This is a genomic window from Mycobacterium numidiamassiliense, from assembly GCF_900157365.1.
GTDB lineage: Bacteria > Actinomycetota > Actinomycetes > Mycobacteriales > Mycobacteriaceae > Mycobacterium > Mycobacterium numidiamassiliense.
Genome location: NZ_FUEZ01000004.1, coordinates 3,963,580 through 3,986,294 on the forward strand (window position 1 = coordinate 3,963,580; position 22,715 = coordinate 3,986,294).

Consider the following 22,715-nt stretch of genomic DNA (forward strand, 5'->3'; position numbering starts at 1 on the left):
TTTGGCGATACCGAAAGGTGGTCAATCGTGACCCCCTGTTCGGTCGCGACCGCTCGCACACTTCTTCGGCACCTGCGGGTGGCCGCGGTCTATGGAGCTGGCGAAACGGCAAAACCCTTGTCTGAAATGAACCTAAGATAGTGCTCCACGCCACATGTTTCAACCTGAGATTCGGATGAAGCAGCGGCGGCTGCCGGCCAGGGATCAATCCGGAATAAAACGATGGGCGAGCGGATGTTTCGCTTCCTGGGCCGCGCCGCTCGGGCAACCCCGTCTCCGGTAGACAAACGCGGGTCCAGTTCGGAAACCACACGGCTCACCGTTCGGATCGGTCAGTGAGCTTCGTTTGAGGCGGTTGATGTGTCCTTCGCATCCGGTCCGCCATTTGATCTTGGCGCGCAACGCTTTTCGGTGCTCGAACTCACGCCGGGCAGCCCATGATGCAATACGTGGGGTGCCGCTGCTGCCCTGCTTGTTCCGGACGGCGACAGTGTGCCGGTGGATCGTTGCCGACGACACCGCGCTGTGGCTGCTCGAACGGGAAACCGCCAGCAACCTGTAATGGTTTCCTTCCGCTGAGTTGCGGTCATAATTACCGTCATGGCAGACAGAACCGTGCGCGGCGGTCCTGAGCGAAACCGGATCAAAACCCTGACCCAGGCGGCGCTCAACGCCGACAAGACGGTGGAGCAGGTCGAAGACGTGCTCGACGGCCTGGGCAAGACCATGAACGAACTGAGCAGCTCGCTGACGCGACTCAACGCCACGGTCGAACGCTTGGAAGGTGGTCTCGACCACCTCGAAGGCACGCTGGAAAGTCTGGACGAGCTCGCCAAGCGGCTCATCGCGCTGGTCACACCGGTCGAGGCCATCGTCGAACGGATCGACTACATCGTCAGCGTGGGCGAGACGATGATGTCGCCGTTGTCGGCGACCGAGCATGCCGTGCGCGGTGTGATCGACCGGCTGCGGACTCGGATGCCGGGCTAATTCGTGGCAGGCGCCGACCCGGTGCCCGCTCCGCCCTATGCGGAGGGAACCGGCCTGCCGTGGGACCTGCCCGTCAGTGACGCCGTCGCCACCATTGCCGCCGCCCGGGCCCGATGCGGTGACACCTTCGCCGTCCACAGCGGGGCCGACCGCTACCTGTTCACCTTCTCGCCCGCCGGCGTCGAGTCCTTCTACGCGCTGCCCGAGGAGTCCGCCAGCAAGGGCGTCGCCGACTACCTGATGCTGCGGCGCAAGCTCCCCGACGACATCTTCGCCGGACGTCGTACCTTGCCGAGCACGCTGTTTCGCCGCGACGACGTGGCCGGCTATCTGGCCAACCTGGACCGGGCGCTGGACCAGACGGACCTCGAATCGGCCGGCACCGTCGATGTCTTCGATCTGATGCGACAACTCGGCCACCGGATGGGGTTGGCCTCGTGGGCGGGACCCGGCTGCTGCGACGGCGCGGACTTCGAGCGTCTGGTGCGGGCCTTCGACACACTGGACGGCGCCGACGCGTTCGTGCACCCCGATCGGATGGCCGAGGTGGCAGCGACGGACAAGCGCGCGGAGCGGGCCGCGCTCGACGAGGTCGCCGATATCGTCGCCGCCGCGGTGCGCCGGTTCGACGCCGGCGACACGGACAATCAGGCGCTATTCGGCAGGATCGTGGACGCGTGGTCAACGGAGCAGCAGGACGACCGGCTCCGCGGCATCGCACTCGACGTCGCGCTGATCCACGTCGCGTCCATGTCGAACCTGGCGGCCGCGCTCGGCTGGGCGTTGGTCGATCTCCTCGAGCACCCGGCTGAGCTGGCCCGAATTCGCGGTGGCGGCGCAGGCGTCGCCGACTTCGCCCAGCGGTGCGCGCTGGAGTCCACGCGGCTGGCGCAACGCTCCATCATGACCCGGGCCGTGCTGTCCCCGGTCCGTCTCGACACCGGCGAGGTGACCTACCAGGTGCCGCCGGGCTGGACGATCGCGACGTTGCTGCCGCTGCTCAACACGTCGGCCGCACCCGGACTGGAACGCTGGGACCCCGATCGCTGGAACCGTCACCGCTTGATCGAGCAGCACACGCTGGCGTCGCCCATGCTGGTGACGGCATTCGGGCACGGTAGGCATTCCTGCCCGGCCCAACCGTTCTCGCTGTCGGCCATCACCGCGGCCACCACTGCGCTGCTGCGCGACTATCAGATGACGCCGCGCTGGACGTCACATCCGCAACCCGTCCCCGCCCAGATCGGTGGCGTGGCCCGGGCGCGAGGCCCGTGTCTGGTCGACTACGTCAGCGCCTAACCACTATTTCGCAGCGCGCTTGCCAATCCGTTCATCGTCAACAGGATTCCGCGCTGCACCAATTCGTCGTCGTCACCGGAGCGGTAGCGGCGCAGCAATTCCACCTGCAGGTGATTCAGCGGCTCCAGGTATGGGAAGCGGTTGAACACCGACCGCGCCAGCGCCGGGTTGTCGGCGAGCAGGTCGTCGTGACCCGTGATCAGTTTGTGCATGGCGATGGTGCGCTGGTGCTCGTCGGCGATCTTGTCGAATACCCTGCGCCGCAAGGATTCATCGGCCACCAGCCTGGCGTAGTGTGCCGCCAGGCCCAGATCGCTCTTGGCCAGCACCTGCGCCATGTTCGACAGCACGCTGCGGAAGAACGGCCAACGCTCGTAGAGGTCGTGTAGGACTTGGACTCGCTCGTTTTCCGGTCCTGCGGCAATCCACTGCTCGAACGCCGACCCGGTGCCATACCAACCGGGCAGCATGACTCGCGACTGGCTCCACGCCAATACCCAGGGGATCGCCCGCAGGTCCGCGATCGACTCGGTGGGCTTACGTGACGTCGGCCGGCTGCCGATGTTCAACGAACCGATCTCGCTGACCGGTGTGGAAGCCTTGAAATACTCGACGAAACCCGGTGTGTCATGCACTAATTCGGAGTAGGCGTGTCGTGCCAGGGTGGCGATCTCGTCCAGCACCGCGTAGGCGGGCTCGGCCGCGTCACCGAGACCCTCCACATCCAGCAGTGTCGACTCCAGCGTGGCGGCCACCAGGCTTTCCAGATTGCGCCGCGCCAGCTCGGGTTCGGCGTATTTGGCCGCGATGACCTCCCCCTGTTCGGTGAGGCGCAGCGAGCCGTTCACCGCTCCGGGCGGCTGGGCCAGGATGGCTTGGTAGCTGGGGCCGCCCCCGCGGCCCACCGTGCCGCCGCGACCGTGGAAGAGCCGCAACCGGATTCCGGTTTTCCGTGCCACCTCGACCAGCGAGAGCTCGGCCCGGTATACGGCCCAGTTGGCGGTGAGATAGCCACCATCTTTGTTGGAGTCGGAGTAGCCCAGCATCACCTCTTGCCAGTCACCGCGGGCCGCCACCATCGCCCGGTAGAGCGGAAGTTCCAACATGGCATGCAGAATCTCCGCGCCGTTGTGCAGGTCGTCGATCGTCTCGAACAGCGGCGAGATGGCCACCGGGCTGTAGGGCTCCGGGCCCGAAACATCAAGCAGCCCAACCTCTTTCAGTAGAATCGCGGCTTCCAAGACGTCCGATACGGACTGACACATCGAGATCACGTAGTTGGGCACCGCGGCTGGGCCGTACCGCTTGACCGCGAAAGCCGCGGCCTCGACGACGCCCAACTCGCTGCGGGCCAGGTCGGACAACGCCGCGCGCTCGGCGAGCAGCGGTCGCCTGGTGCCCAATTCGGTGACCAGCAGCTCGATCCGCTCGTCTTCGGGCAACGAGGCATAGTCCGGGTGTACCCCGGCCCAGGCGAACAGCTCGCTGATCACCTCTTCGTGCACGTCGGAGTTTTGCCGCATGTCCAGGCTCGACAGGTGAAAGCCGAAGACAAGCACGCCTTCTCGGAGTAGGGCCAGCCGGTCGTCGGCCAGCAGCGCGCTGCCGTGGCTGCGCAGCGATTCGTCGATCGTGTCGAGATCGGCCCGCAGTTCGTCCGGCGTGGCATACGGCGGCAAGCCGAGGTCGAGTTCGTGCTGCGGTGTCTCGTCCAGGATTTCGCCGGCGGTCGCGGTCAGCCGACCGCGGACCACGCGCAGCGCGCGTCGGTACGGCTCGTCGGTGCGGGCGCTCTCCGGGCATGCGTCTGCCAGCGCGGCGAGCTCCGGGGTGACCCTGATCAGCCGCGCCGACATCGACAACTCCTGCTCGAGATCGGTGAGCTCGGTCAGGTAGTGCGCCAGCGCGGTGTACGCCGCACTGCCGGTGGCCCGGCGCACCACCGCCGCAGTCACATTCGGGTTGCCGTCGCGGTCGCCACCTATCCACGAGCCGGGTTGCAGGATCGGCCCGGGCAGCAACTCGGCGCCGGGCCAGCGGGCGCGCAGCGCCTCTCGGACTTCGGCGTTCACCTGCGGGATCACCTCGAACAACGCGGCCGGGTAATACCGCAGGCCGACGTCGATCTCGTCGGTGATCTGCAGCCGCGAAAGCCGGATCAGGGCGGTCTGCCACAGCGTAAGGACCTGGCGGCGCAACTCGCGCTCGATGTTGCGGCCGTCCCCCGTCTCGGTGTACCCCTCCGCGTGCAGTCGCATCAGCTCGGTGATCCGGTGCTGGGTGACGAAGACGGTGCGTCGCCGGGTCTCGGTGGGATGGGCGGTGATCACCGGGGAAACCAGGGCGCCCTTGAGGGCCCCGGCTATCGTGGCCGAATCCAGTTCGGCCCGATCTAGTTTCGCGTAGGTGGCGGCCAGGCTGCTGTCCTGCGGTGGTTCACCGGCGCCGACGTGAATGTGGCGCCTGCGCTCGCGATGGATGTCCTCAGCGACATTGGCCAGCAACGCGAAATGGCTGAACGCCCGGGCGATCGGGATCGCGAAGTGGACGTCGATGCCGTCGAACATGTGGGAGATCTCGGCCCGGTCGATCTCGGAGCGCCGCACCCGGAAGGACTCCACGCGGGCCCGCTCCACGAGGTCGAAAACCTCGTCCCCGTTCTGCTCGCGAATGGTGTCGCCGAGAATCGTGCCAAGCCAGCGGATGTCTGCGCGCATCGGCTCGGTCGCCTCGCGACCGACGCGGGTACGCTGCACAGCACCGATCGGCGCCAGCGCATCGGGAACCTCAACCATGAATTCCAGTATCGGGGCGGATCGCGCGCACCGCCCGCCGAGTGATCAGTGCCTCAGCGGTATTTGATCTGCAGGGCCATGCCGACGATGCAGATAAACCAGATCGCGACGACGAAGTACGTCAATCGGTCCAGGTTCTTCTCCACCACGGTTGACCCCGACAGGCTGGACTGCACACCGCCGCCGAACAGCGTCGACAGGCCGCCACCCTTGGCGCGGTGCAACAGCACCAGCAGCACCACCAGGATGCTCGTCACCACCAGGGTGATCTGCAGGCCCAATTCCATGAAGGCCACCATACCGGGTGGCGCCCACGACCTCAGGAAGCGGCCCGCCCACGAAGGGCCCACCTAATAACCGGGTGGCGCCCACGACCTCAGGAAGCGGCCCGCCCACGAAGGGCCCACCTAATAACCGGGTGGCGCCCACGACCTAAGGAAGCGGCCCGCCCGCGGCGATGGCCGCCAGGATGGCGAATTGCTCCCCGTCCAGAGACGCTCCCCCGACCAGGCCCCCGTCGACGTCCTCCTGCGCGACGATGTCGCCGACGTTCTTGGCGTTCACCGAGCCGCCGTAGAGCACCCGCACGGTGTCGGCGATCTGCGGCGACGCCAACGTGCCAAGCTCGTTGCGAATGGCCGCGCACACCTCCTGGGCATCGGCGGCGCTGGCCACTCGGCCGGTGCCGATCGCCCAGACCGGCTCGTAGGCGATGACAACCTTGGCGATCTGCTCGGCCGAGAGCCCTGCCAGCGAGCCGCGCAGCTGGTTCTCGCAGTGGCCGACGTGCTCGCCCGCCTCACGGACCTCGAGGCGCTCGCCGATGCAGACGATCGGGGTGAGCTCGTATTTGAGCGCGGCGGCCGCCTTGGCGGCCACCAGGGCGTCGTCCTCGTTGTGGTACTCGCGCCGCTCGGAGTGGCCGACGACGACGAACGTGCAGCCGAGTTTGGCCAGGAACGCGCCGCTGATGTCGCCGGTGTAGGCGCCCGAGTCGTGCTGGGACAGGTCCTGGGCGCCATAGGTCAAGCGCAGTTTGTCGCCGTCGACCAGGGTCTGCACGCTGCGCAGATTGGTGAACGGCGGCAGGACCGTCACGTCGACCTTGTCGTAGTACTTGTCCGGCAGTGCGAATGCGATCTTCTGCACCAGCGCGATCGCCTCGAAGTGATTGAGGTTCATCTTCCAGTTGCCGGCGATCAGCGGCTTGCGGCTCACAAGTCTCCTCCGTTTGGCTGCGGCCGGCCCAATACCTCGATGCCGGGCAGCGTTTTGCCCTCAAGGTATTCCAGCGAGGCGCCACCACCGGTGGAGATGTGCGAGAAGGCGTCGTCCGGGATCTTCAGCGCGCGAACCGCAGCGGCCGAGTCACCGCCACCGACGACGCTGAACGCGCCCTTGGCGGTCGCGCCGACGATCGCCTCGGCGACCCCGCGGGTGCCCGACGCGTAGGCCGGGAACTCGAACACACCCATCGGGCCGTTCCAGAAGATCGTCTCGGCGTTCGCCAGCAGCGCGCCGAAGCGCTTGATCGAACCCGGGCCGATGTCCAGGCCCATCAGATCGTCCGGGATCGCGTTGGCGGCCACGAACTGTGGTGGCGAATCGGCGGCGAAGTTCTCGGTCACCACGATGTCGCCGGGCAGTCGCAACACGTCGGCGTAGGTGTCCAGCAGGTCGCGGCAGGTCTGGATCATGTGCTCTTCCAGCAGCGACTTGCCCACCGAATATCCCTGCGCGGCAAGGAAAGTGAAGCACATGCCGCCGCCAATCACGATGCTGTCGGCTTTGGTGGCCAGCGATTCGATGACGCCGAGCTTGTCGGACACCTTCGACCCGCCGAGCACCACCGCGTAGGGGCGCTTGGTCGAGCTGCACAACTGCTCGAGCACCTTGATCTCGTCGGCGACCAGCTTGCCGGCGTAGTGCGGCAGCAGGGTGGCGATGTCGTACACCGACGCCTGCTTGCGGTGCACCACGCCGAAGCCATCGGAAACGAAAGCGCCTGTCGGCCCGACTAATTCGGCAAGCTGCCGGGCAAGGGCCAGCCGCTCGCCGTCGTCCTTGCTGGTTTCGCGCGGGTCGAAGCGGATGTTCTCCAGCAGCAGGACGTCGCCGTCGGTCAGTCCCTCGGCGCGGGCCAGCGCGTCGGGGCCGACAACGTCGCCGGCCAGCTGGACGTGCCGGCCCAGCTGCTCGCCCAGCGCCGCGGCGACCGGCGCCAGCGATAGCTTCGGATCGGGGCCGCCCTTGGGGCGACCCAGGTGCGCGGTGACCACGAGCTTGGCGCCCGCGTCGACGAGCGCCTGCAATGTCGGCGCCGACGCGATGATCCGGCCGGCGTCGGTGATCGCACCCTCGTCGTCGAGCGGCACATTCAGGTCAGAACGCACCAACACGCTGCGGCTCGAAACACCTTCGGCCAGAAGGCTTTCCAGGGTTGGGAGCGAGGATCCCGTCACGGCTAGAGCGACTTGCCGACCAGTGCGACCAGGTCAACGAGCCGGTTGGAGTAGCCCCACTCGTTGTCGTACCAGGACACGATCTTGGCCTGGTTGTCGATGACCTTGGTCAGGCCGGAGTCGAAGATCGAGCTGTGCGGATCGGTGACGATGTCGCTGGACACGATCGGCGCGTCGTAGTACTTCAGGATGCCCTTCATCGGACCGTCGGCGGCGGCCTTCATCGCGGCGTTGATGTCGCTGGCGGTCCCGGGTTTCGACAGCTCGACCGTCAGGTCGGTGACCGAGCCGGTGGGAATCGGCACCCGCAGCGCGTAGCCGTCGAGCTTGCCCTTCAGCTCGGGCAGCACCAGGCCGATGGCCTTGGCCGCACCGGTGGAGGTCGGCACGATGTTCAGTGCGGCGGCCCGGGCGCGGCGCAGGTCCTTGTGCGGGCCGTCCTGCAGGTTCTGGTCCTGGGTGTAGGCGTGGATGGTGGTCATCAGGCCCTTGACGATGCCGAACTCGTCGTTGAGCACCTTGGCCACCGGCCCCAGACAGTTCGTGGTGCACGACGCATTGGAGATGATGTTCTGGCTGCCGTCGTACTTGTCGTCGTTGACGCCCAGCACGATGGTGATGTCCTCGTCGGTGGCGGGCGCCGAGATGATCACCTTCTTGGCCCCGGCGTCCAGGTGGCCCTTGGCCTTGGCCGCGTTGGTGAAAATTCCGGTGGACTCGACCACCACGTCGACACCGAGATCGCCCCAGGGCAGTGCCGCCGGGCCCTCTTTGACCTCGAGGGCCTTGAGCTTGGTGCTACCGATGACGATGGTGTCGTCGCCTTCGAGGCTGACGTCATAAGGCAAGCGGCCCAGGATCGAGTCGAATTTCAACAGATGCGCCAGACTGGCGTTGTCCGTGAGGTCATTGACCGCCACGATCTCGATGTCGACTCCGCCCTTCTCCTGCTGGGCCAACAAGGCCCGGTAGAAGTTGCGTCCGATGCGACCGAAGCCGTTGATACCTACTCGGACAGTCACGTGTTTCCCCTGTCTTCGCTTGTCCGCTGATGAACTACTCGCCGCCAGCCTAGATCAGTAGCAAGAACGGTTGGGGCCCGGTAAGCGTCCCGGACCGCTTGCTCCTGTGACAACCATCTCTGCTGCTTCCCGACTGTGCGGCGCGTCGATGACACACATCACAGCCCAGTACGGGCCGCACCGCAATTTGTGGTCAGCGCGCACTGCGCCGGCTGGTCACGTGCACCGGAAATTCGTCGCCGGGCTCGGGCCACGGCTGACGGCTGAGCATGGCGGCGACGTCGACATAGCCCGCCTCGATCAGACCCGTCTTGGCGTCGACGATGCGGTACCACTGTTTCTGAATGTGGATCGGCTGGCCCTCGAGGACGATGACGCGGACGTCGCCGTCGGAGAAGTTGCAGCGCCGCTGGACCGCCTCGAGCAGTTGCTCGTTGTGCAGATGGCCCTCGCCGAAATTCCAGCCGATCAGGGGCCCGGCGACCACTTCGCCCTCACGCACGCTGTAGGTGGCCTCGTCCGGCCCCAGAGCGCGGGGCAACAGCCCGTTGAGCGCGCGTCCATGCGTGTGCATGGCACGGAACGCCGCGACCTTGTCCGAAACCACTTCAGCCGTCGACGCGCCGTAGAGCTTGGCGAGTTGATTGACCACCAGGGCGGAACTCTTGACGACGTCGGCTTCGATCTTGTCCTCGGCGCCGGTGCGGAAGCACCACAGGCTGGTGGCCCAGTTGCCGGCGTAATAGCGCATGGCGGGCAGGAACGAAACCTTCTCCGGGAACAGGTTTCCGATCGGTACCAGGGCAAGGGCGATGAGCAGGATGGCCAGCAGCAGCGGTGACCGCAGATCGACGGCTCGGATCGCGCCGTAGTGCCCGAACAGATAGAACAGCGAGAAGATGAAGAAGACGTTCCACTCCAACGGAACCCCCATCGGGAGGTTGGACAGGATGTTCAGGTGGAAGATCACCATGAATCCGATCAGGAACCATCGCCAGGGTTGATCGCCGGCGACGAAGACCAGCACGGTGGGAACCAGGAACTCCGCCGTGGTTCCGCCGACATGAGCCATCAGCTTGGGTATCACCGTGGGTCGTAGGTCGTTGACGTGGTCGCGGTACAGCAGGTGCTTCAGCGGGTTGAACAACCTGGCGCGCAGCAGCGCGTTGTTGCTCGTCATCACCGCGACGACGTAAGGGAAATGGTGGTTGAGCTTGGAAGTCGCTGCGCCCCACCACAACCCGAGCATGATGATCTTGAACGCCGCGATCTGATCAACGAACGGGAAGAAGAACACGATGAGTTTCAGCCAGTAGTGCTCGCCGCGGGCGGCCAGGAAGATGGTCTTGTCGCGTAGGCCCAGCAGCGCCAACGCGACGATCGTCGGCGCCACCAGGACGCGGTCGATCAGACCAACGTCGCCGGCGGCGGTGACCGGCCCGCCGTGTCCGGGTGACAGCAGCGCCCATACCCCGCCGATCAGCACGATGGCATAGAGGACGACGTCGACGACGGTGCGGTTGTCGCCTCGGGTGAACGGAACTTTGTCCGGCCACGCCGGAAGCCGAATTGTGTTGGGCCGCAGCCAGTACAGGAACCCGCCGATCGGTGGCATGAAACGTCCGGTCAACGGACCCGATCCGCAGCCGAATCCGAGGACTTCGAACAGCAGCGTGAAGACGATGACCTTCTGGTACACGATGGGCTGCGTCCACCAGTCGGCGATGTGGCCCAGCCCGCCCAGCCCGGGGGTCAGCGCGATGATCGCGGCCGGCGCCGCGACATAGATCGCAATCTTGGTCAGGTAGAGCAGGTACACCGCATAGGGCGTACCGAACCCATTTTCGGCCCAATGCCGCGTCACGATCTGTAGGCGCTCCGCCCGTGGCAGGCTCAGCCAGCTGTCGTGATCGACGTCGGGAAGATCCGGTGACATGAATCCCATGGCAGCCTCGTTCCGGTCGCACAACCGCTCTGCGCGCGGATGTCGGTGAGCCGGTGATCTAGATGTCGTAAATCATTGGCGCAGCCGATGATTCATCCATTGAACCGCCGCTACCGGACCGCGAGCGGTGACCTCCGGTGCGTGGCGGGAGTCTCCGCTGTGGTCCGCCCCGGAAACCGGCGGTGCAGGTTTTCGATCAGAGAGTTCAGGGTGGCGCGTTCCTGTTCTTCGACGCGAGCCATGCGGCGCAGGCCGGATGCACCTTCGGTGTTGCCGCTGGCTTCGGCGCTGGCAATCGCCTTGTGGTAGCCCTCTATCCGGTGCTCGACGACACGGCGGTTCTGGTTGAGCAGACGCAGAAAGTAGTCGGCCTGGCGCAGATCCGCCGCCTCTGCCGCCGCGGTGGCCGGATCGATCTCGCCAGAGGGCCGTCCCGCGGTGACCAGCGTGGGGTTCAACGTCGCGGTGGGCCCTACCTGACGGACATGCGCCCCGCCCGGGCGGACGGCGCCACTGCGGGGCCGAAACCCGTGCCGGTCCCGGGCGTCGCGCTCAACTACCGAGCGGGAAGCACGCTCGTCGGACAAACCGGCATGGTCCATCTTGTCTTCTCTCACGGCAGTATTCAGCGTTTGGCGTGCGTAACGATAACTCCCGAATCCCGCCAGCGCTATATCGTTGCGCAACCTCGCCGAGGGCCGTAAATAAATGCCAGGTCAGCGGGGCAAAGAGCGGAGGTTTTCACTCGCGTCCGCTGGCCGCGGCCAGCACCGTCGGCGCCATCCACCGGCAGACCTCCAGGGCCAGCTGCACCTTGAACACAGCGTCGGGATCGTCGAAACGCTGCCCACACAGTTGGATGGCCTCAGCCACAGTGTACGGAATTGTGTTGGGCTGCAATATTATTGACCGATCGGGCGCAATGTAGGTGCGATTGCGGGCCAAAAATTCTCGCAACGCTTCGCGCAGCCGCGCGGCGCGAACGTCGTCAATCCCGAGGTGGCCCAGCACCTCGGCGACGAAGCCGCTCAACTGATCGATGTCACCGGCCATCAGGGCTATGGGGGCGACCTCGTTGTAGAAGACGACCCGGGTGCTCAGCCGCTCGCCGCCGGCGAAGGCCACCGCCTTGGCTTGTTCCGCTTGCTTCAGCGATGCCCGGAAGCCGCTCTGTCCCTCGTGCACCTGACCGAACGCGAGACGCGCCCGGATCCCCTCGGATTCGAACGCCCTGCGCACCCGCGACGGGTCCAGGTCGCGTCTGGCCGAGGCATCCACCGAGAACCACAGCCGGGCCTCGCGCTCGTCGGTCGGCACGATCAGCGTGCCGTGCACCGCGCCGACCTCGGCGCCGACCACGGATCGCACCTGATCGAGCAACCCCGCCAGGTCGTGGGCCGGTACGGCTGCGTCCACCCACAACACCGCGGCGAGGTGCACGCCGTCCAACGGGTAGCCCAGCGCCCGCTCGGCTCGGGGGCCGGACGGGGCGCGCGAGGCGCCGGCAGTGCGTTGTTCCTGGCCGCTGAGGCATTGCTCTTGCTCCAGCTCGTAGGCGACCGTCAACTGGTCGGCCACCGCGTCGACAAACGTCGCCGAACGCGAAACCAGGTTGACGATCGTCGGCACCTGGTCGGTCGCCTCCACCAACGCGACAAACCGGATGGCCGTCTCCAGGAATCGCGAGTGCACGATCCGGTGCGCCCGGACCAGCACCGATAACGGAACGTCGTGCCGCGCGGCCGAACGCGCGTAGGCAACCGAAGCCTCCGGGGCCTCTAAAAACTCCGCTGATGTGCCGCGACCCAAGAAGTCAATCCCGGCCACCACGCTGTCGTTCAGGCTCGCCCGCCAGAGCTCCAACATCTCGGCGTCGTAATTGAGGTCCCGATTCTCGGCCTTGATCTGCTCGAAAACCTCGGCGACGAAGTCGTCGCGAATGGCGTCCATCCGTTCGGCGATCAGCGACATCGGGTCCGCAATAACCTCAGCCATGCCGGCCGCCTTCCGTCTCGTCGATACCCCGCCCATCACTGTGCTCGCCCGGGGAGCGACATCGTAAGAGTGTTTGCCTACTGGCCATCCAAGCTAACCGCCTAGCTACCATCGAGGGACTCAATGCGGGAATCTTCGAGGAACGCCACAAGGGGGCTTGAAGTGAACGATGTGAGCGACGTCGGCAATCCCGACATTGGCGATCCCGAGCTGGGCAAATTCGATCCGGGCTTGACCGAGCGCCTGATGGGCGTGATGCGTCCGGTGTTGAAGACGTACTTCAGGTCCGAGGTGCACGGCCTGGACGACTTCCCGCCCGGCGGAGCGCTGGTGGTCGGCAACCACTCGGGTGGCATGTTTCCCATGGACGTGCCCATCTTCAGCATCGATTTCTACGAGAAGTTCGGCTACGACCGGCCGGTATACACGCTGAGCCACGACATCTTGTTCATGGGCTTCACGGGCGGGCTGTTCCGGCGGGCCGGCTACATCCGGGCCAACCGCGAGAACGCGGCCAAGGCCCTGCGGTCCGGCGGCGTGGTGGTGGTCTTTCCCGGCGGCGACTACGACGCGTACCGGCCCACCCTGTCCGAGAACGTCATCGACTTCAACGGCCGCCAAGGCTACGTCCGCACGGCCATCGAGGCCGGTGTGCCGATCGTTCCGGCGGTGTCCATCGGCGGACAGGAGACGCAGCTCTACCTGACCCGCGGCACCTGGCTGGCCGAACGACTGGGCATCAAGCGCCTGTTGCGCAGCGCCATCCTGCCGGTGTCGTTCGGCTTTCCGTTCGGGCTGTCCGCGGTCGTCCCGCCCAACGTGCCGCTGCCCACCAAGATCGTCACGCAGGTGCTGAAGCCCATCGACATCGCCAAGGAGTTCGGCGAGGACCCCGACGTCGACGAGGTGGACGCCCACGTGCGGTCGGTGATGCAGGATGCCCTCAAGGACCTCGCCGCCAAGCGCCGCTTCCCGATTCTGGGCTGAGCCATGGCATCGCTAATCGATAAGGCCCGCAACGTGTTTGGCGTTATCACTACGTTGGCGCGCGCCGGGATGATCGCACCGATGCGACCCGACCGCTATGTGAAAATGGCTGCTGCGATGCGCCGCGAAGGTATGGGCATGACGGTGGGTTTCGCCGGCGCGGCACAGCGCTGCCCAGATCGCCCCGGCCTGATCGATGAACTCGGAACCCTGACCTGGCGACAGCTCGACGAGCGGATCAACGCGTTGGCCGCGGCGCTGCAGGACCTGCCGTCGGGACAGCCTAAGGTCGTCGGGATCATGTGCCGCAATCACCGCGGCTTCGTCGAGGCGGTGGTCGCCGCCAATCGGATCGGCTCCGACGTCGTGTTGCTGAACACCTCGTTCGCCGGCCCGGCGATGGCCGACGTCGTCAACCGCGAAGGCGTCGATGCCGCCATCTACGACGAAGAGTTCACCGCGACGGTGGACCGCGCGCTGGCCGACAAACCCGACGCCACCCGCATCGCGGCCTGGACCGAGGGCCAGCACGAGCTGACCGTCGAGAAACTCATCAACGACCACGCTGGACAACAGCCCGCGCGCACCGGCCGCAAAGGCAAAATGATCCTGCTTACCTCAGGCACCACCGGAAGCCCCAAGGGCGCCAACCAATCTGGTGGCAGTGCCGGGATAGGCACGCTCAAGGCGATCCTCGACCGCACGCCGTGGCGGGCCGAGGAGACCATCGTGATCGTCGCGCCGATGTTTCACGCCTGGGGCTTTTCGCAATTGATCTTCGCCGCGTCGATGGCCTGCACCGTGGTCACCCGGCGCAAGTTCGATCCGGAGGCCACGCTCGACCTCGTCGATCGCCACCAGGCGACCGGCCTGGCCGTGGTTCCGGTCATGTTCGACCGCATCATGGATCTGCCCGGCGAAATCCGAAACCGCTACAGCGGAAGGTCTCTGCGATTCGCGGCCGCATCGGGCTCGCGGATGAGGCCCGACGTCGTCACCGCGTTCATGGACCAATTCGGCGACGTGATCTACAACAACTACAACGCCACCGAGGCCGGCATGATCGCCACCGCCACACCGGCCGACCTGCGGGCGGCGCCCGACACCGCAGGCCGGCCCGCGGGTGGCACCGAAATCCGGATCCTGGACCCGGAATTCAACGAACTGCCCGCCGGCGAGGTGGGCGGCATCTACGCGCACAACGACACCCAGTTCGACGGCTACACCTCCGGCACCACCAAGGATTTCCACGCCGGGTTCATGTCGTCGGGCGACGTCGGTTACCTCGACGAAGCCGGACGGCTGTTCGTCGTCGGCCGCGACGACGAGATGATCGTGTCCGGCGGTGAGAACGTCTACCCCATCGAAGTGGAGAAAACGCTGGCGGCACACAACGAGGTGGCCGAGGCCGCGGTGATCGGCGTGGACGACGAGCAGTACGGCCAGCGCCTGGCGGCGTTCGTCGTGCTCGAGCCAGGGTCGTCGGCCACCGTCGACACGCTCAAGCAGCACGTCCGCGACAATCTCGCCAACTACAAAGTGCCCCGTGAGATTTCGGTGCTCGATGAGCTCCCCCGCGGCAGCACCGGCAAGATCCTGCGTGCCGAACTCCAAGCGAAGGTGAATGGCTGATGCGGCTCGCTCGATTTCACCGACCCAAGCCGAGGCCGCTGGCCCGCGCGGCCGTGGAATTCGTCAACGCCGCCAACGGATTACGCCCGCTGGCCCGCAAGGGCTACAGCACGGTGCTGGTGTTCTGGTTCGGCTGGCCGACCTCGGAGGTACCCGGCCTTTACTTCACCGCGTCGCTGCTGGACGCGCTGCGCCGCGGCCGGCGGGGCGACTTCGCCGGGCGGCGCGGCAAGGCGGCGCTCGCCCTGACCGCGGCCTCCTGGGCGATCCTGGGCGTCATCCGCCATCGCGGCGTCACGACGCCGGGCCCGGTGCTGGAGGCGGGGCTGCGCGATCAGCTAGGGCCCGACTATGCCGAGGAGTTGGCCACCCTGCCGACGACGCCGGCCCGCAGGGGCCGGCTCGACCTGCCGCTGCGGACCACCGTGGCGCGCCGGCGCTTTGTCGAGAAGACCAACATCGTCTCCTATGGCCCGCACGGCCGGGCCAACCTGGCCGACATCTGGCGTCGCCGCGACCTGCCGCGCGACGGCAAGGCGCCGGTGTTGGTCCAGGTGCCCGGCGGCGCGTGGATGATCGGGTGGCGCCGACCGCAGGCGTATCCCCTGATGAGCCACCTGGTTTCGCGCGGCTGGATCTGTGTGTCGCTGAACTACCGGGTGTCCCCGGTGCATACCTGGCCGGATCACATCGTCGATGTCAAACGAGCGCTGGCCTGGGTCAAGGAGAACATCGCCGACTACGGCGGCGACCCCGACTTCGTTGCGATCACCGGGGGGTCGGCCGGCGGTCATCTGTCCGCGTTGGCGGCCCTGACGCCTAACGACCCCAAGTTCCAGCCGGGCTTCGAGGAGGCGGACACCTCGGTGGTTGCCGCGGTCCCGGTGTACGGGCGTTACGACTGGTTCTCCACCCAGGGCGAGGGGCGCCGCGAGTTCATCGGGCTGCTCGAGAAGTTCGTGGTGAAAAAGAAGTACGCCACCCACCGCGACGTGTATGTCGACGCATCGCCGATCCGTGAGGTGCGTAGCGACGCACCGCCGTTCTTCGTCCTGCACGGGACAGACGATTCCCTGATCCCGGTCGGCGAGGCCCAGGAATTCGTCGACGAACTGCGGGCGGTGTCGAAGTCGCCGGTCGCCTACGCCGAATTACCCAATGCCCAACATGCTTTCGACATCTTCGGTTCCCCGCGGGCGCATCAATCGGCCGAGGCCACCGCGCGCTTTTTGTCCTGGGTGTATGCGACCAACTACTTGAACCGGGACTAGCCCAGCTCCACGGACTTCTCCAGTTCGGTGAGCGCCGGTTCGATGGCGTCCGCCATTTGGTCGATGTCGTTGGCAACTTCGGGGGTGGTCACGAAACCGAAGTCCAACGAATCCTGATAGGAGAAGCAGGTGATGTTCAGGGCGACATCCATGACCGGCGGGCCGAGCGGCGCCAGCATGTCCAGTTTGGCGCCGGCCATGTACAGCGGCACCGGCGGTCCGGGGACATTGGACACAACCAGGTTGATAGGAGCCAAGTTTCGCGACAGGCCGCTTGCGGTGTACGCCCGCGCGGCCAGCTGCAGCAGCCCGGGTGGTGTGGTCTCGGTGAGTCCCATGATTTGATGCGCGGACAGCGCCTTGGCCATTTCCTTGGCGCTTTGCGTGCTTTCGTGAATGGCCCTAAGCCGCCCGGCCGGGTCCTCGATGTCGGTGGCCAGCGATGCGGTCATCGAGCTGATCTGGTTCCCGACGTCGCTCTGACTGTCGTCGGTGCGGGTGGAGACGGGGATCTGCGCGATCAGCGGTTTGGCCGGCAGCTCACCACGCTTCTGCAGGTATTCCCGGGCCGCGCCGGCCACCAGGGCCAGCACCACATCGTTGAGTTTGACGCCGTACGCGTCCTTGACGGCCTTGGCCCGGGCCAGCTCGACGCGGGCGCCGGTGATGCGCCGGTGCGGGGAGACGGGGGCGTTGAATCGCGTTTTGGGCGCGTCGAAGTAGCGCGCCGGCCTGGTGCCTGGTACGCCCAGGGCGGCGATCTGTTGGCGCACTGTCTGTTCCAGCAGTCGGGCGATGCGGAACGGAGTCATGCCGACATTGAAAAGCGCGCCCACCGCACGTCGTTCCAGGCCGGGGATCTTCGAGCCCACCAGGGATCCGACCGTTTCCTGTTGCGGCGGACGGGGTTCGGGTGTGACGTCCAACAGGATTTCGCCCAGCCCGGCGCCGGAGACGCCGTCGACGATGGCGTGGTGCATCTTGGTCAGCGTGGCGATCCGGCCGCCCTCGACACCCTCGATCACCCAGAGTTCCCAGAGCGGTCGGGCGCGGTCCAGCTTGTAGGACATCAGCCGGCCCACTAGCTCCTCGAGCTCGCGGCGGCGGCCGGGGGCGGGAACGGCGATGCGACGGAGGTGGTAGTCGATGTCGAGATCCTCGTCTTCGACGAACCACGGCCGGTCCAGGCCCAGCGGCGCCCCGGTGACCCGCCAGCGCAACTGTGGCAGCTCCGGCAGTCGCTCGATCAGCATTTCCCGGAGTCGGGCAAAGCTGTAATCAGGGGCATCGCTGGGATCGCAGATGGCCAGCGCACCCACATGCATATGCCATCCCGCAGTTTCTGCAGACCAAAACGCCGCGTCGACGCTCGAAAGCCGCTTCATCCCCTGACCGTAACCTCAGGTCAGGCGTCCTCCAATAGGTCCGGCGTAACTGCCGACTCCGTGTCGGGAATGCCGTCGACCTTCGCCTTGCGATCGGCCATCGACAGCAGTCGCCGAATACGCCCTGCCACAGCATCTTTCGTCATCGGAGGGTCCGCTAGCCGGCCCAGCTCCTCCAGTGAGGCCTGCCGGTGCTCGACGCGAAGTTTGCCGGCCGAGGCAAGATGGTCGGGCACCGTGTCGCCGAGGATCTCCAGCGCCCGCTCCACCCGGGCCGCGGCCGCGACGGCCGCGCGCGCCGACCGGCGCAGGTTGGCGTCGTCGAAATTCGCGAGCCGGTTGGCCGTCGCGCGGACCTCGCGACGCATCCGGCGTTCCTCCCAGACCAGCCGGGTGTCCTGGGCGCCCATCCGAGTGAGCAACGCGCCGATGGCCTCGCCGTCGCGCACCACCACGCGATCGGCACCCCGCACCTCGCGGGCCTTCGCGCTGACCCCGAGCCGGCGGGCCGCGCCGACCAGTGCCAGCGCCGCCTCCGGACCGGGGCAGCTGACCTCGAGCGCCGACGAGCGTCCCGGCTCGGTCAGCGAACCGTGCGCCAAAAACGCTCCCCGCCATGCGGCTTCGGCGTCGCCGATGCTGCCCCCGACCACCTGGGCAGGCAGACCGCGCACCGGTCGCCCGCGCATGTCGAGCAGGCCGGTCTGGCGTGCCAGCGCCTCGCCGTCGTTGGCCACCCGCAGCACATACCGGGTGCTCTTGCGGATACCGCTGGCCGACAACACATGGACGACCGCGCTGTAGCCGTAGAGATCGAAGATGTCCTTGCGCAGCCGCCGGGCGATGTTGCCCAGGTCCACCTCGGCCTCGACGACCACCCGTCCACCCACGATGTGCAGGCCGCCCGCGAACCTCAGCAGGGACGTGACTTCCGCCCGACGCGCGCTGACCGACTTCACCACCAGGCGGCTCAGCTCGTCTTTGACTTCGGTCGTCATCGCCACGCGTCGTCACCCCTTGGTCCGCTGCCAGCCGGTCCGTTCACGCCGGTCTGTGGACTTTCACCGTCTACCCGAATCTCTGCGGTGGCCGTCGCCGAAGGCGCTGCTGGACCCGTACGGCCCGCTCGGACCCCGTCCAGGGCCGCGGCGAGCTTGCCCGGGTCATGTAAAGGTGTACCAGGTCTGGCAACGTCAGCGAAGTGGACCTCGGCCTGCAGCAGTGTTGCGGTGCGGCGCAGTTGCTCGCGATCCCGCTCTCCCGGCACGCGGTCCGCGTCGATGATGATGTCGTGCACGGTGAACCCGGGCGCGTGCTGGGCCAGCACATGCAGATGACGTTCCGCCGAAAAACCGGCCGTCTCCCCCGGCTCCGCCACCAGGTTGAGCACCAGCGCACGCCGTGCAGTGGTGGCCTGCAGGGCCGCGGCGAGTTCGGGCACCAGCACGTGCGGGATCACGCTGGTGAACCACGACCCGGGCCCCAGCACCACCAGGTCGGCGGCCATGATGGCGTCGACGGCCTGCCGGGTCGCCGGCGGGTTGGCGGGCAGCAGCCGCACCCGCCGCACCTTGCCCGGGGTGGTCGCGATCGCGACCTGGCCACGGATCAACCGGAACATCCGCGGGTCGGCCTCCAGCCCGGAGACATCGGCCTCGATCTGCAGGGCGATCGGGCACATCGGCAGCACCCTGCCCTTGACGCCGAGGATGCGGCCGAGCTCGTCGAGCGCGGCGACCGGATCGGCCAGCACCTCGGACAGGCCGGCCAGCAGCAGATTGCCGATCGGGTGTCCGGCCAGGGCGCCGTCGCCACCGAATCGATGCTGCAGAATCGTTGCCCACAATTGCCCGTATGGACTGTCAGATGCCAACGCCGCCAAAGCCATTCGCAAATCGCCCGGCGGCACGACGTCGAGTTCGTTGCGCAGTCGGCCCGACGAACCGCCGTCGTCGGCGACGGTGACGACGGCGGTCACGTAGGGGGTCAGCCGGCGCGCCGCAGACAGCGTCGCATACAAACCGTGTCCACCGCCCAGAGCGACGATGCCCTCGGTGCCTGCTGGGGTCATTCGCGGCCCAGATCCCGATGCAGCACCCGCACCGACAGTTGCGGATTTCCCCCCAGCAGCTGCACCAGTGCCTCGGCGATCGCGACGCTACGATGTTTGCCGCCGGTGCAGCCGATCGCGACCGTCATATAGCGCTTGCCCTCCCGGCGATAGCCGTCGACAACCAGAGATAGCAATCGATGGTATGCGTCGAGGAACTCCGCCGCGCCGGACTGGCCCAACACGTAATCGCGGACCGCCGGATGCTGGCCGGTGTGTGGACGCAACTCGTCGACCCAGTGCGGATTCGGCAGAAAGCGCACATCCATCACCATGTCGGCGTCCATCGGCAGCCCGTACTTGAACCCGAACGACTCGACGGTCACGCTGGTGGATGCGCTGGCGTCCGCGCTGAACGCCCGCTCGATGCTTTCCCGCAAACCCCGCACCGACAGGGTCGACGTGTCGATGATCAGGTCGGCGGTGGCGCGCACGGGAGCCAGCATCCGCCGCTCGGCGGCGATGCCCTCGGCCAGCGTCTGCTGGCCCTGCAGCGGGTGGCTGCGCCGATTCTGTTCGTAACGGCGCACCAGCATGTCGTCGGACGCCTCCATGAACACCACCCGCGGGTTGATGTTGCGGGTGGCCAGTTCGTTGCGCACCTCGTCGAGGTCGCCGGTGAAGCCCCGCGACCGCACGTCCATCACGACGGCCAGCTGGGTGATTCGCGATCCGGCGGCCAGCCCGAAATCCACCATCCGGGTGATCAGCTGCGGCGGCAGGTTGTCGGCGACATACCAGCCGAGGTCTTCGAGCACTTTGGCCGCGGTGCCCCGGCCGGCGCCCGACAACCCGGTCACCAGAACGACGTCGATGCCGGCGGCGCCGTCACCCGAATGGCCTTCGCCGAAGTCGCCCTTGCCCGTCACGAGGAATCTCCGGGTTGCTCGGGTCGCAGTGCCTCGAGGACGGCAGCAGCGGTCGCCACGCCGATGCCCGGAACGGCAGTGATCTGGTCGACGGTGGCCTCCTTGAGGCGGGCTATCGAACCGAAATGGGTCACCAGCGCCTTGCGGCGATGTTCTCCCAATCCTGGCACCGAATCGAGCGCCGACGCGGTCATACGCCTGGATCGTTTGCTCCGATGGTAGGTGATCGCGAACCGATGCGCCTCGTCGCGCACCCGCTGTAGCAAATAGAGCCCCTCGCTGTTGCGCGGCATGATGATGGGGTCCGGCTCCGACGGCACCCACACCTCTTCCAGTCGCTTGGCCAGGCCGATGACCGCGACGTCGGTGATCCCGAGCTCGTCCAGCACCGCGCTGGCCGCGTTGACTTGCGGCGCGCCACCGTCGACGACGAACAGATTCGGCGGGTAGGCGAACCGGCGCGATTTGCCTTCCGGGGAAAGCGTATTCGGGTCGTTCTGGTCACTCAGGTGCCGCACGAACCGGCGCCGGGTCACCTCGGCGATCGAGGCGACGTCGTCGGAGCGGCCCTCTCCGGCGGCTTCCCGGATGCCGAAGTGACGGTAGTCGGACTTGCGCGGCAGCCCGTCTTCGAACACCACCAACGAGCCCACCACGTCGGTGCCCTGCACATGGCTGATGTCGACGCACTCGATCCGCAGCGGTGCATTCGCCAAGCCGAGCGCATCCTGAATATTCTGCAGCGCAGCCGATCTAGCGTTGAAATCGCCGGCCCGCTTCAGCTTGTGTTGCTGCAGAGCGTCTTTCGCGTTGCGTTGCACCGTCTCGGCCAATGCCCGCTTGTCACCGCGCTGCGGCACTCGCAGCGCCACCCGGGAACCGCGCAACCCCGACAGCCAGCTGGTCAGCTCGTCGGCGTTGGACGGCAGGCACGGCACCAGCACCTCGCGCGGAACCGGGTTGGTGGTTTCGTCGGCGGCTAAGTCGGCCGAGGAGCCCAATTCCGCCTGATCACCGTAGAACTGGGTGAGGAACTGCTCGACCAACCGTTCTTCGCCGGATTCGCCTGGATCCCCGGACTTTTCGACGATCCAGCCGCGTTGACCGCGGACCCGGCCGCCGCGCACGTGAAACACCTGCACCGCCGCCTCGAGCTCGTCGTCGGCGAACGCGACGACGTCGGCGTCGGTACCATCGCCGAGCACCACGGCCTGCTTCTCCATGGCCCGCTTGACTGCGCCGAGGTCGTCGCGCAGCCGGGCGGCCCGCTCGAAATCGAGTTGCTCGGCCGCGGCGTTCATCTGCTGCTCCAACTCGCGGGCGAAGCGGTCGGTCTTGCCGGACAGGAAATCGCAGAAGTCCATCACGATCTGGCGATGCTGCTCGGCGCTGACCCGGCCGACGCAGGGCGCCGAGCATTTGTCGATGTAGCCGAGCAGACACGGCCGGTCAATCTGCTTGTGCCGCTTGAACACTCCGGCCGAGCAGGTGCGGGCCGGAAACACCCGGGTGAGCAGATCCAGCGTCTCCCGGATGGCCCAGGCGTGCGAGTACGGGCCGAAATAGCGCACACCTTTGCGCCGCGGACCGCGATAGACCATCAGCCGGGGATACTCCTCGTTGAGGGTGACGGCCAGTACCGGATACGTCTTGTCGTCGCGGTAGCGGACGTTGAAGCGTGGATCGAACTCCTTGATCCAGTTGTATTCCAGCTGCAAGGCCTCGACTTCGGTGTTGACCACCGTCCACTCGACCTTGGCTGCGGTGGTCACCATCTGCCGGGTACGTGGGTGCAGATTGGCGACGTCGGCGAAGTAGGAGGTCAGCCTGCTGCGCAGGCTCTTGGCCTTGCCGACGTAGATGACTCGCCCGTGTGGGTCCCGGAATCGGTAAACACCCGGCTCTACCGGGATGGACCCGGGTGCGGGGCGATACGTGGCGGGATCTGGCACG

18 protein-coding genes are annotated in these 22,715 nt (G+C 66.7%); 5 read left to right on the forward strand and 13 right to left on the reverse strand.

Going from position 1 to position 22,715, the window contains the following annotated elements; all coding sequences use genetic code 11:
* Nucleotides 1-591: 591 nt before the first annotated feature.
* Together MNAB215_RS26830 and MNAB215_RS26835 are read left to right on the forward strand one after the other, a co-directional pair.
* The gene (locus tag MNAB215_RS26830) at nucleotides 592-990 is read left to right on the forward strand and encodes an ATPase (protein WP_077081471.1); all 399 of its coding nucleotides are present in this window, start codon (nucleotides 592-594) and stop codon (nucleotides 988-990) included.
* Between the two features lie 3 nt (nucleotides 991-993).
* Nucleotides 994-2,289 carry a cytochrome P450 family protein gene (locus MNAB215_RS26835; protein WP_077081472.1) on the forward strand — a complete coding sequence of 432 codons (1,296 nt, stop codon included), beginning with the start codon at nucleotides 994-996 and terminating at the stop codon, nucleotides 2,287-2,289.
* Here the strand turns inward: MNAB215_RS26835 and ppc are convergent.
* From ppc to MNAB215_RS26875, 8 genes are all read right to left on the reverse strand, one after another.
* Nucleotides 2,286-5,084, reverse strand: coding sequence for a phosphoenolpyruvate carboxylase (ppc, locus tag MNAB215_RS26840; RefSeq protein WP_077081473.1), 2,799 nt, complete (start codon nucleotides 5,082-5,084; stop codon nucleotides 2,286-2,288). The two genes, MNAB215_RS26835 and ppc, sit on opposite strands and share 4 nt — an antisense overlap.
* A 53-nt stretch (nucleotides 5,085-5,137) precedes the next feature.
* Nucleotides 5,138-5,371: a preprotein translocase subunit SecG gene (gene secG / locus MNAB215_RS26845; RefSeq protein WP_077082371.1), complete on the reverse strand. Its 234-nt coding sequence runs from the start codon at nucleotides 5,369-5,371 to the stop codon at nucleotides 5,138-5,140.
* A gap of 145 nt (nucleotides 5,372-5,516) precedes the next feature.
* Nucleotides 5,517-6,302, reverse strand: a complete 786-nt coding sequence (gene tpiA, locus MNAB215_RS26850; protein ID WP_077081474.1) for a triose-phosphate isomerase — start codon at nucleotides 6,300-6,302, stop codon at nucleotides 5,517-5,519.
* Nucleotides 6,299-7,546 carry a phosphoglycerate kinase gene (locus MNAB215_RS26855; protein ID WP_077081475.1) on the reverse strand — a complete coding sequence of 416 codons (1,248 nt, stop codon included), beginning with the start codon at nucleotides 7,544-7,546 and terminating at the stop codon, nucleotides 6,299-6,301. Before MNAB215_RS26855 ends, tpiA begins: the two co-directional genes overlap by 4 nt.
* A gap of 2 nt (nucleotides 7,547-7,548) precedes the next feature.
* Nucleotides 7,549-8,568 (reverse strand): type I glyceraldehyde-3-phosphate dehydrogenase, encoded by a 1,020-nt coding sequence (gene gap, locus MNAB215_RS26860; protein ID WP_077081476.1) that lies wholly within the window; start codon nucleotides 8,566-8,568, stop codon nucleotides 7,549-7,551.
* A 193-nt stretch (nucleotides 8,569-8,761) separates the two neighbouring features.
* Entirely contained in the window at nucleotides 8,762-10,513 is a 1,752-nt protein-coding gene (locus MNAB215_RS26865; protein WP_077081477.1) for a DUF3556 domain-containing protein, read from the reverse strand.
* A 110-nt stretch (nucleotides 10,514-10,623) separates the two neighbouring features.
* Nucleotides 10,624-11,130 (reverse strand): hypothetical protein, encoded by a 507-nt coding sequence (locus tag MNAB215_RS26870; RefSeq protein WP_077081478.1) that lies wholly within the window; start codon nucleotides 11,128-11,130, stop codon nucleotides 10,624-10,626.
* A 124-nt stretch (nucleotides 11,131-11,254) separates the two neighbouring features.
* Entirely contained in the window at nucleotides 11,255-12,508 is a 1,254-nt protein-coding gene (locus MNAB215_RS26875; RefSeq protein ID WP_077081479.1) for an RsbRD N-terminal domain-containing protein, read from the reverse strand.
* Between the two features lie 246 nt (nucleotides 12,509-12,754).
* On the opposite strand from MNAB215_RS26875, the gene MNAB215_RS26880 reads away from it, so the two are divergent.
* Genes MNAB215_RS26880 through MNAB215_RS26890 form a run of 3 tightly spaced genes read left to right on the forward strand, consistent with a single transcriptional unit; the run spans nucleotide 12,755 to nucleotide 16,398 of the window.
* Nucleotides 12,755-13,495 carry a 1-acyl-sn-glycerol-3-phosphate acyltransferase gene (locus tag MNAB215_RS26880; protein WP_245830485.1) on the forward strand — a complete coding sequence of 247 codons (741 nt, stop codon included), beginning with the start codon at nucleotides 12,755-12,757 and terminating at the stop codon, nucleotides 13,493-13,495.
* Nucleotides 13,496-13,498: 3 nt separating this feature from the next.
* Nucleotides 13,499-15,127: an acyl-CoA ligase FadD12 gene (gene fadD12, locus MNAB215_RS26885; protein ID WP_077081480.1), complete on the forward strand. Its 1,629-nt coding sequence runs from the start codon at nucleotides 13,499-13,501 to the stop codon at nucleotides 15,125-15,127.
* On the forward strand, nucleotides 15,127-16,398 hold the full coding sequence (locus MNAB215_RS26890) for an alpha/beta hydrolase (protein WP_077081481.1): 1,272 nt from the start codon (nucleotides 15,127-15,129) through the stop codon (nucleotides 16,396-16,398). The genes fadD12 and MNAB215_RS26890 overlap by 1 nt, the downstream gene beginning before the upstream one ends.
* Here MNAB215_RS26890 and MNAB215_RS26895 read toward each other — a convergent pair.
* From MNAB215_RS26895 to uvrC, 5 genes are read right to left on the reverse strand one after another with little or no spacing between them, the layout of a single operon-like run.
* Nucleotides 16,395-17,783, reverse strand: coding sequence for a WS/DGAT/MGAT family O-acyltransferase (locus MNAB215_RS26895; RefSeq protein ID WP_077081482.1), 1,389 nt, complete (start codon nucleotides 17,781-17,783; stop codon nucleotides 16,395-16,397). The genes MNAB215_RS26890 and MNAB215_RS26895 overlap by 4 nt on opposite strands.
* A gap of 20 nt (nucleotides 17,784-17,803) precedes the next feature.
* Nucleotides 17,804-18,781: a DNA-binding protein WhiA gene (gene whiA, locus MNAB215_RS26900; protein ID WP_077082373.1), complete on the reverse strand. Its 978-nt coding sequence runs from the start codon at nucleotides 18,779-18,781 to the stop codon at nucleotides 17,804-17,806.
* Nucleotides 18,778-19,854, reverse strand: a complete 1,077-nt coding sequence (gene yvcK, locus MNAB215_RS26905; RefSeq protein ID WP_077081483.1) for a uridine diphosphate-N-acetylglucosamine-binding protein YvcK — start codon at nucleotides 19,852-19,854, stop codon at nucleotides 18,778-18,780. The genes whiA and yvcK overlap by 4 nt, the downstream gene beginning before the upstream one ends.
* A complete protein-coding gene (gene rapZ / locus MNAB215_RS26910; RefSeq protein ID WP_077081484.1) occupies nucleotides 19,851-20,762 on the reverse strand; it encodes an RNase adapter RapZ in 912 nt (303 codons plus the stop codon). Before rapZ ends, yvcK begins: the two co-directional genes overlap by 4 nt.
* Nucleotides 20,759-22,714, reverse strand: coding sequence for an excinuclease ABC subunit UvrC (gene uvrC / locus MNAB215_RS26915; protein WP_077081485.1), 1,956 nt, complete (start codon nucleotides 22,712-22,714; stop codon nucleotides 20,759-20,761). Before uvrC ends, rapZ begins: the two co-directional genes overlap by 4 nt.
* Between the last annotated feature and the right edge of the window lies 1 nt (nucleotide 22,715).

Coding starts and splice junctions, on each gene's coding strand:
- fadD12 (WP_077081480.1), top strand. CDS start 13,499: ATGGCATCGCTAATCGATAAGGCCCGCAACGTGTTTGGCGTTATCACT.
- yvcK (WP_077081483.1), bottom strand. CDS start 19,854: ATGACCCCAGCAGGCACCGAGGGCATCGTCGCTCTGGGCGGTGGACAC.
- MNAB215_RS26875 (WP_077081479.1), bottom strand. CDS start 12,508: ATGGCTGAGGTTATTGCGGACCCGATGTCGCTGATCGCCGAACGGATG.
- ppc (WP_077081473.1), bottom strand. CDS start 5,084: ATGGTTGAGGTTCCCGATGCGCTGGCGCCGATCGGTGCTGTGCAGCGT.
- MNAB215_RS26895 (WP_077081482.1), bottom strand. CDS start 17,783: ATGAAGCGGCTTTCGAGCGTCGACGCGGCGTTTTGGTCTGCAGAAACT.
- MNAB215_RS26865 (WP_077081477.1), bottom strand. CDS start 10,513: ATGGGATTCATGTCACCGGATCTTCCCGACGTCGATCACGACAGCTGG.
- MNAB215_RS26890 (WP_077081481.1), top strand. CDS start 15,127: ATGCGGCTCGCTCGATTTCACCGACCCAAGCCGAGGCCGCTGGCCCGC.
- secG (WP_077082371.1), bottom strand. CDS start 5,371: ATGGAATTGGGCCTGCAGATCACCCTGGTGGTGACGAGCATCCTGGTG.
- whiA (WP_077082373.1), bottom strand. CDS start 18,781: ATGACGACCGAAGTCAAAGACGAGCTGAGCCGCCTGGTGGTGAAGTCG.
- MNAB215_RS26880 (WP_245830485.1), top strand. CDS start 12,755: ATGGGCGTGATGCGTCCGGTGTTGAAGACGTACTTCAGGTCCGAGGTG.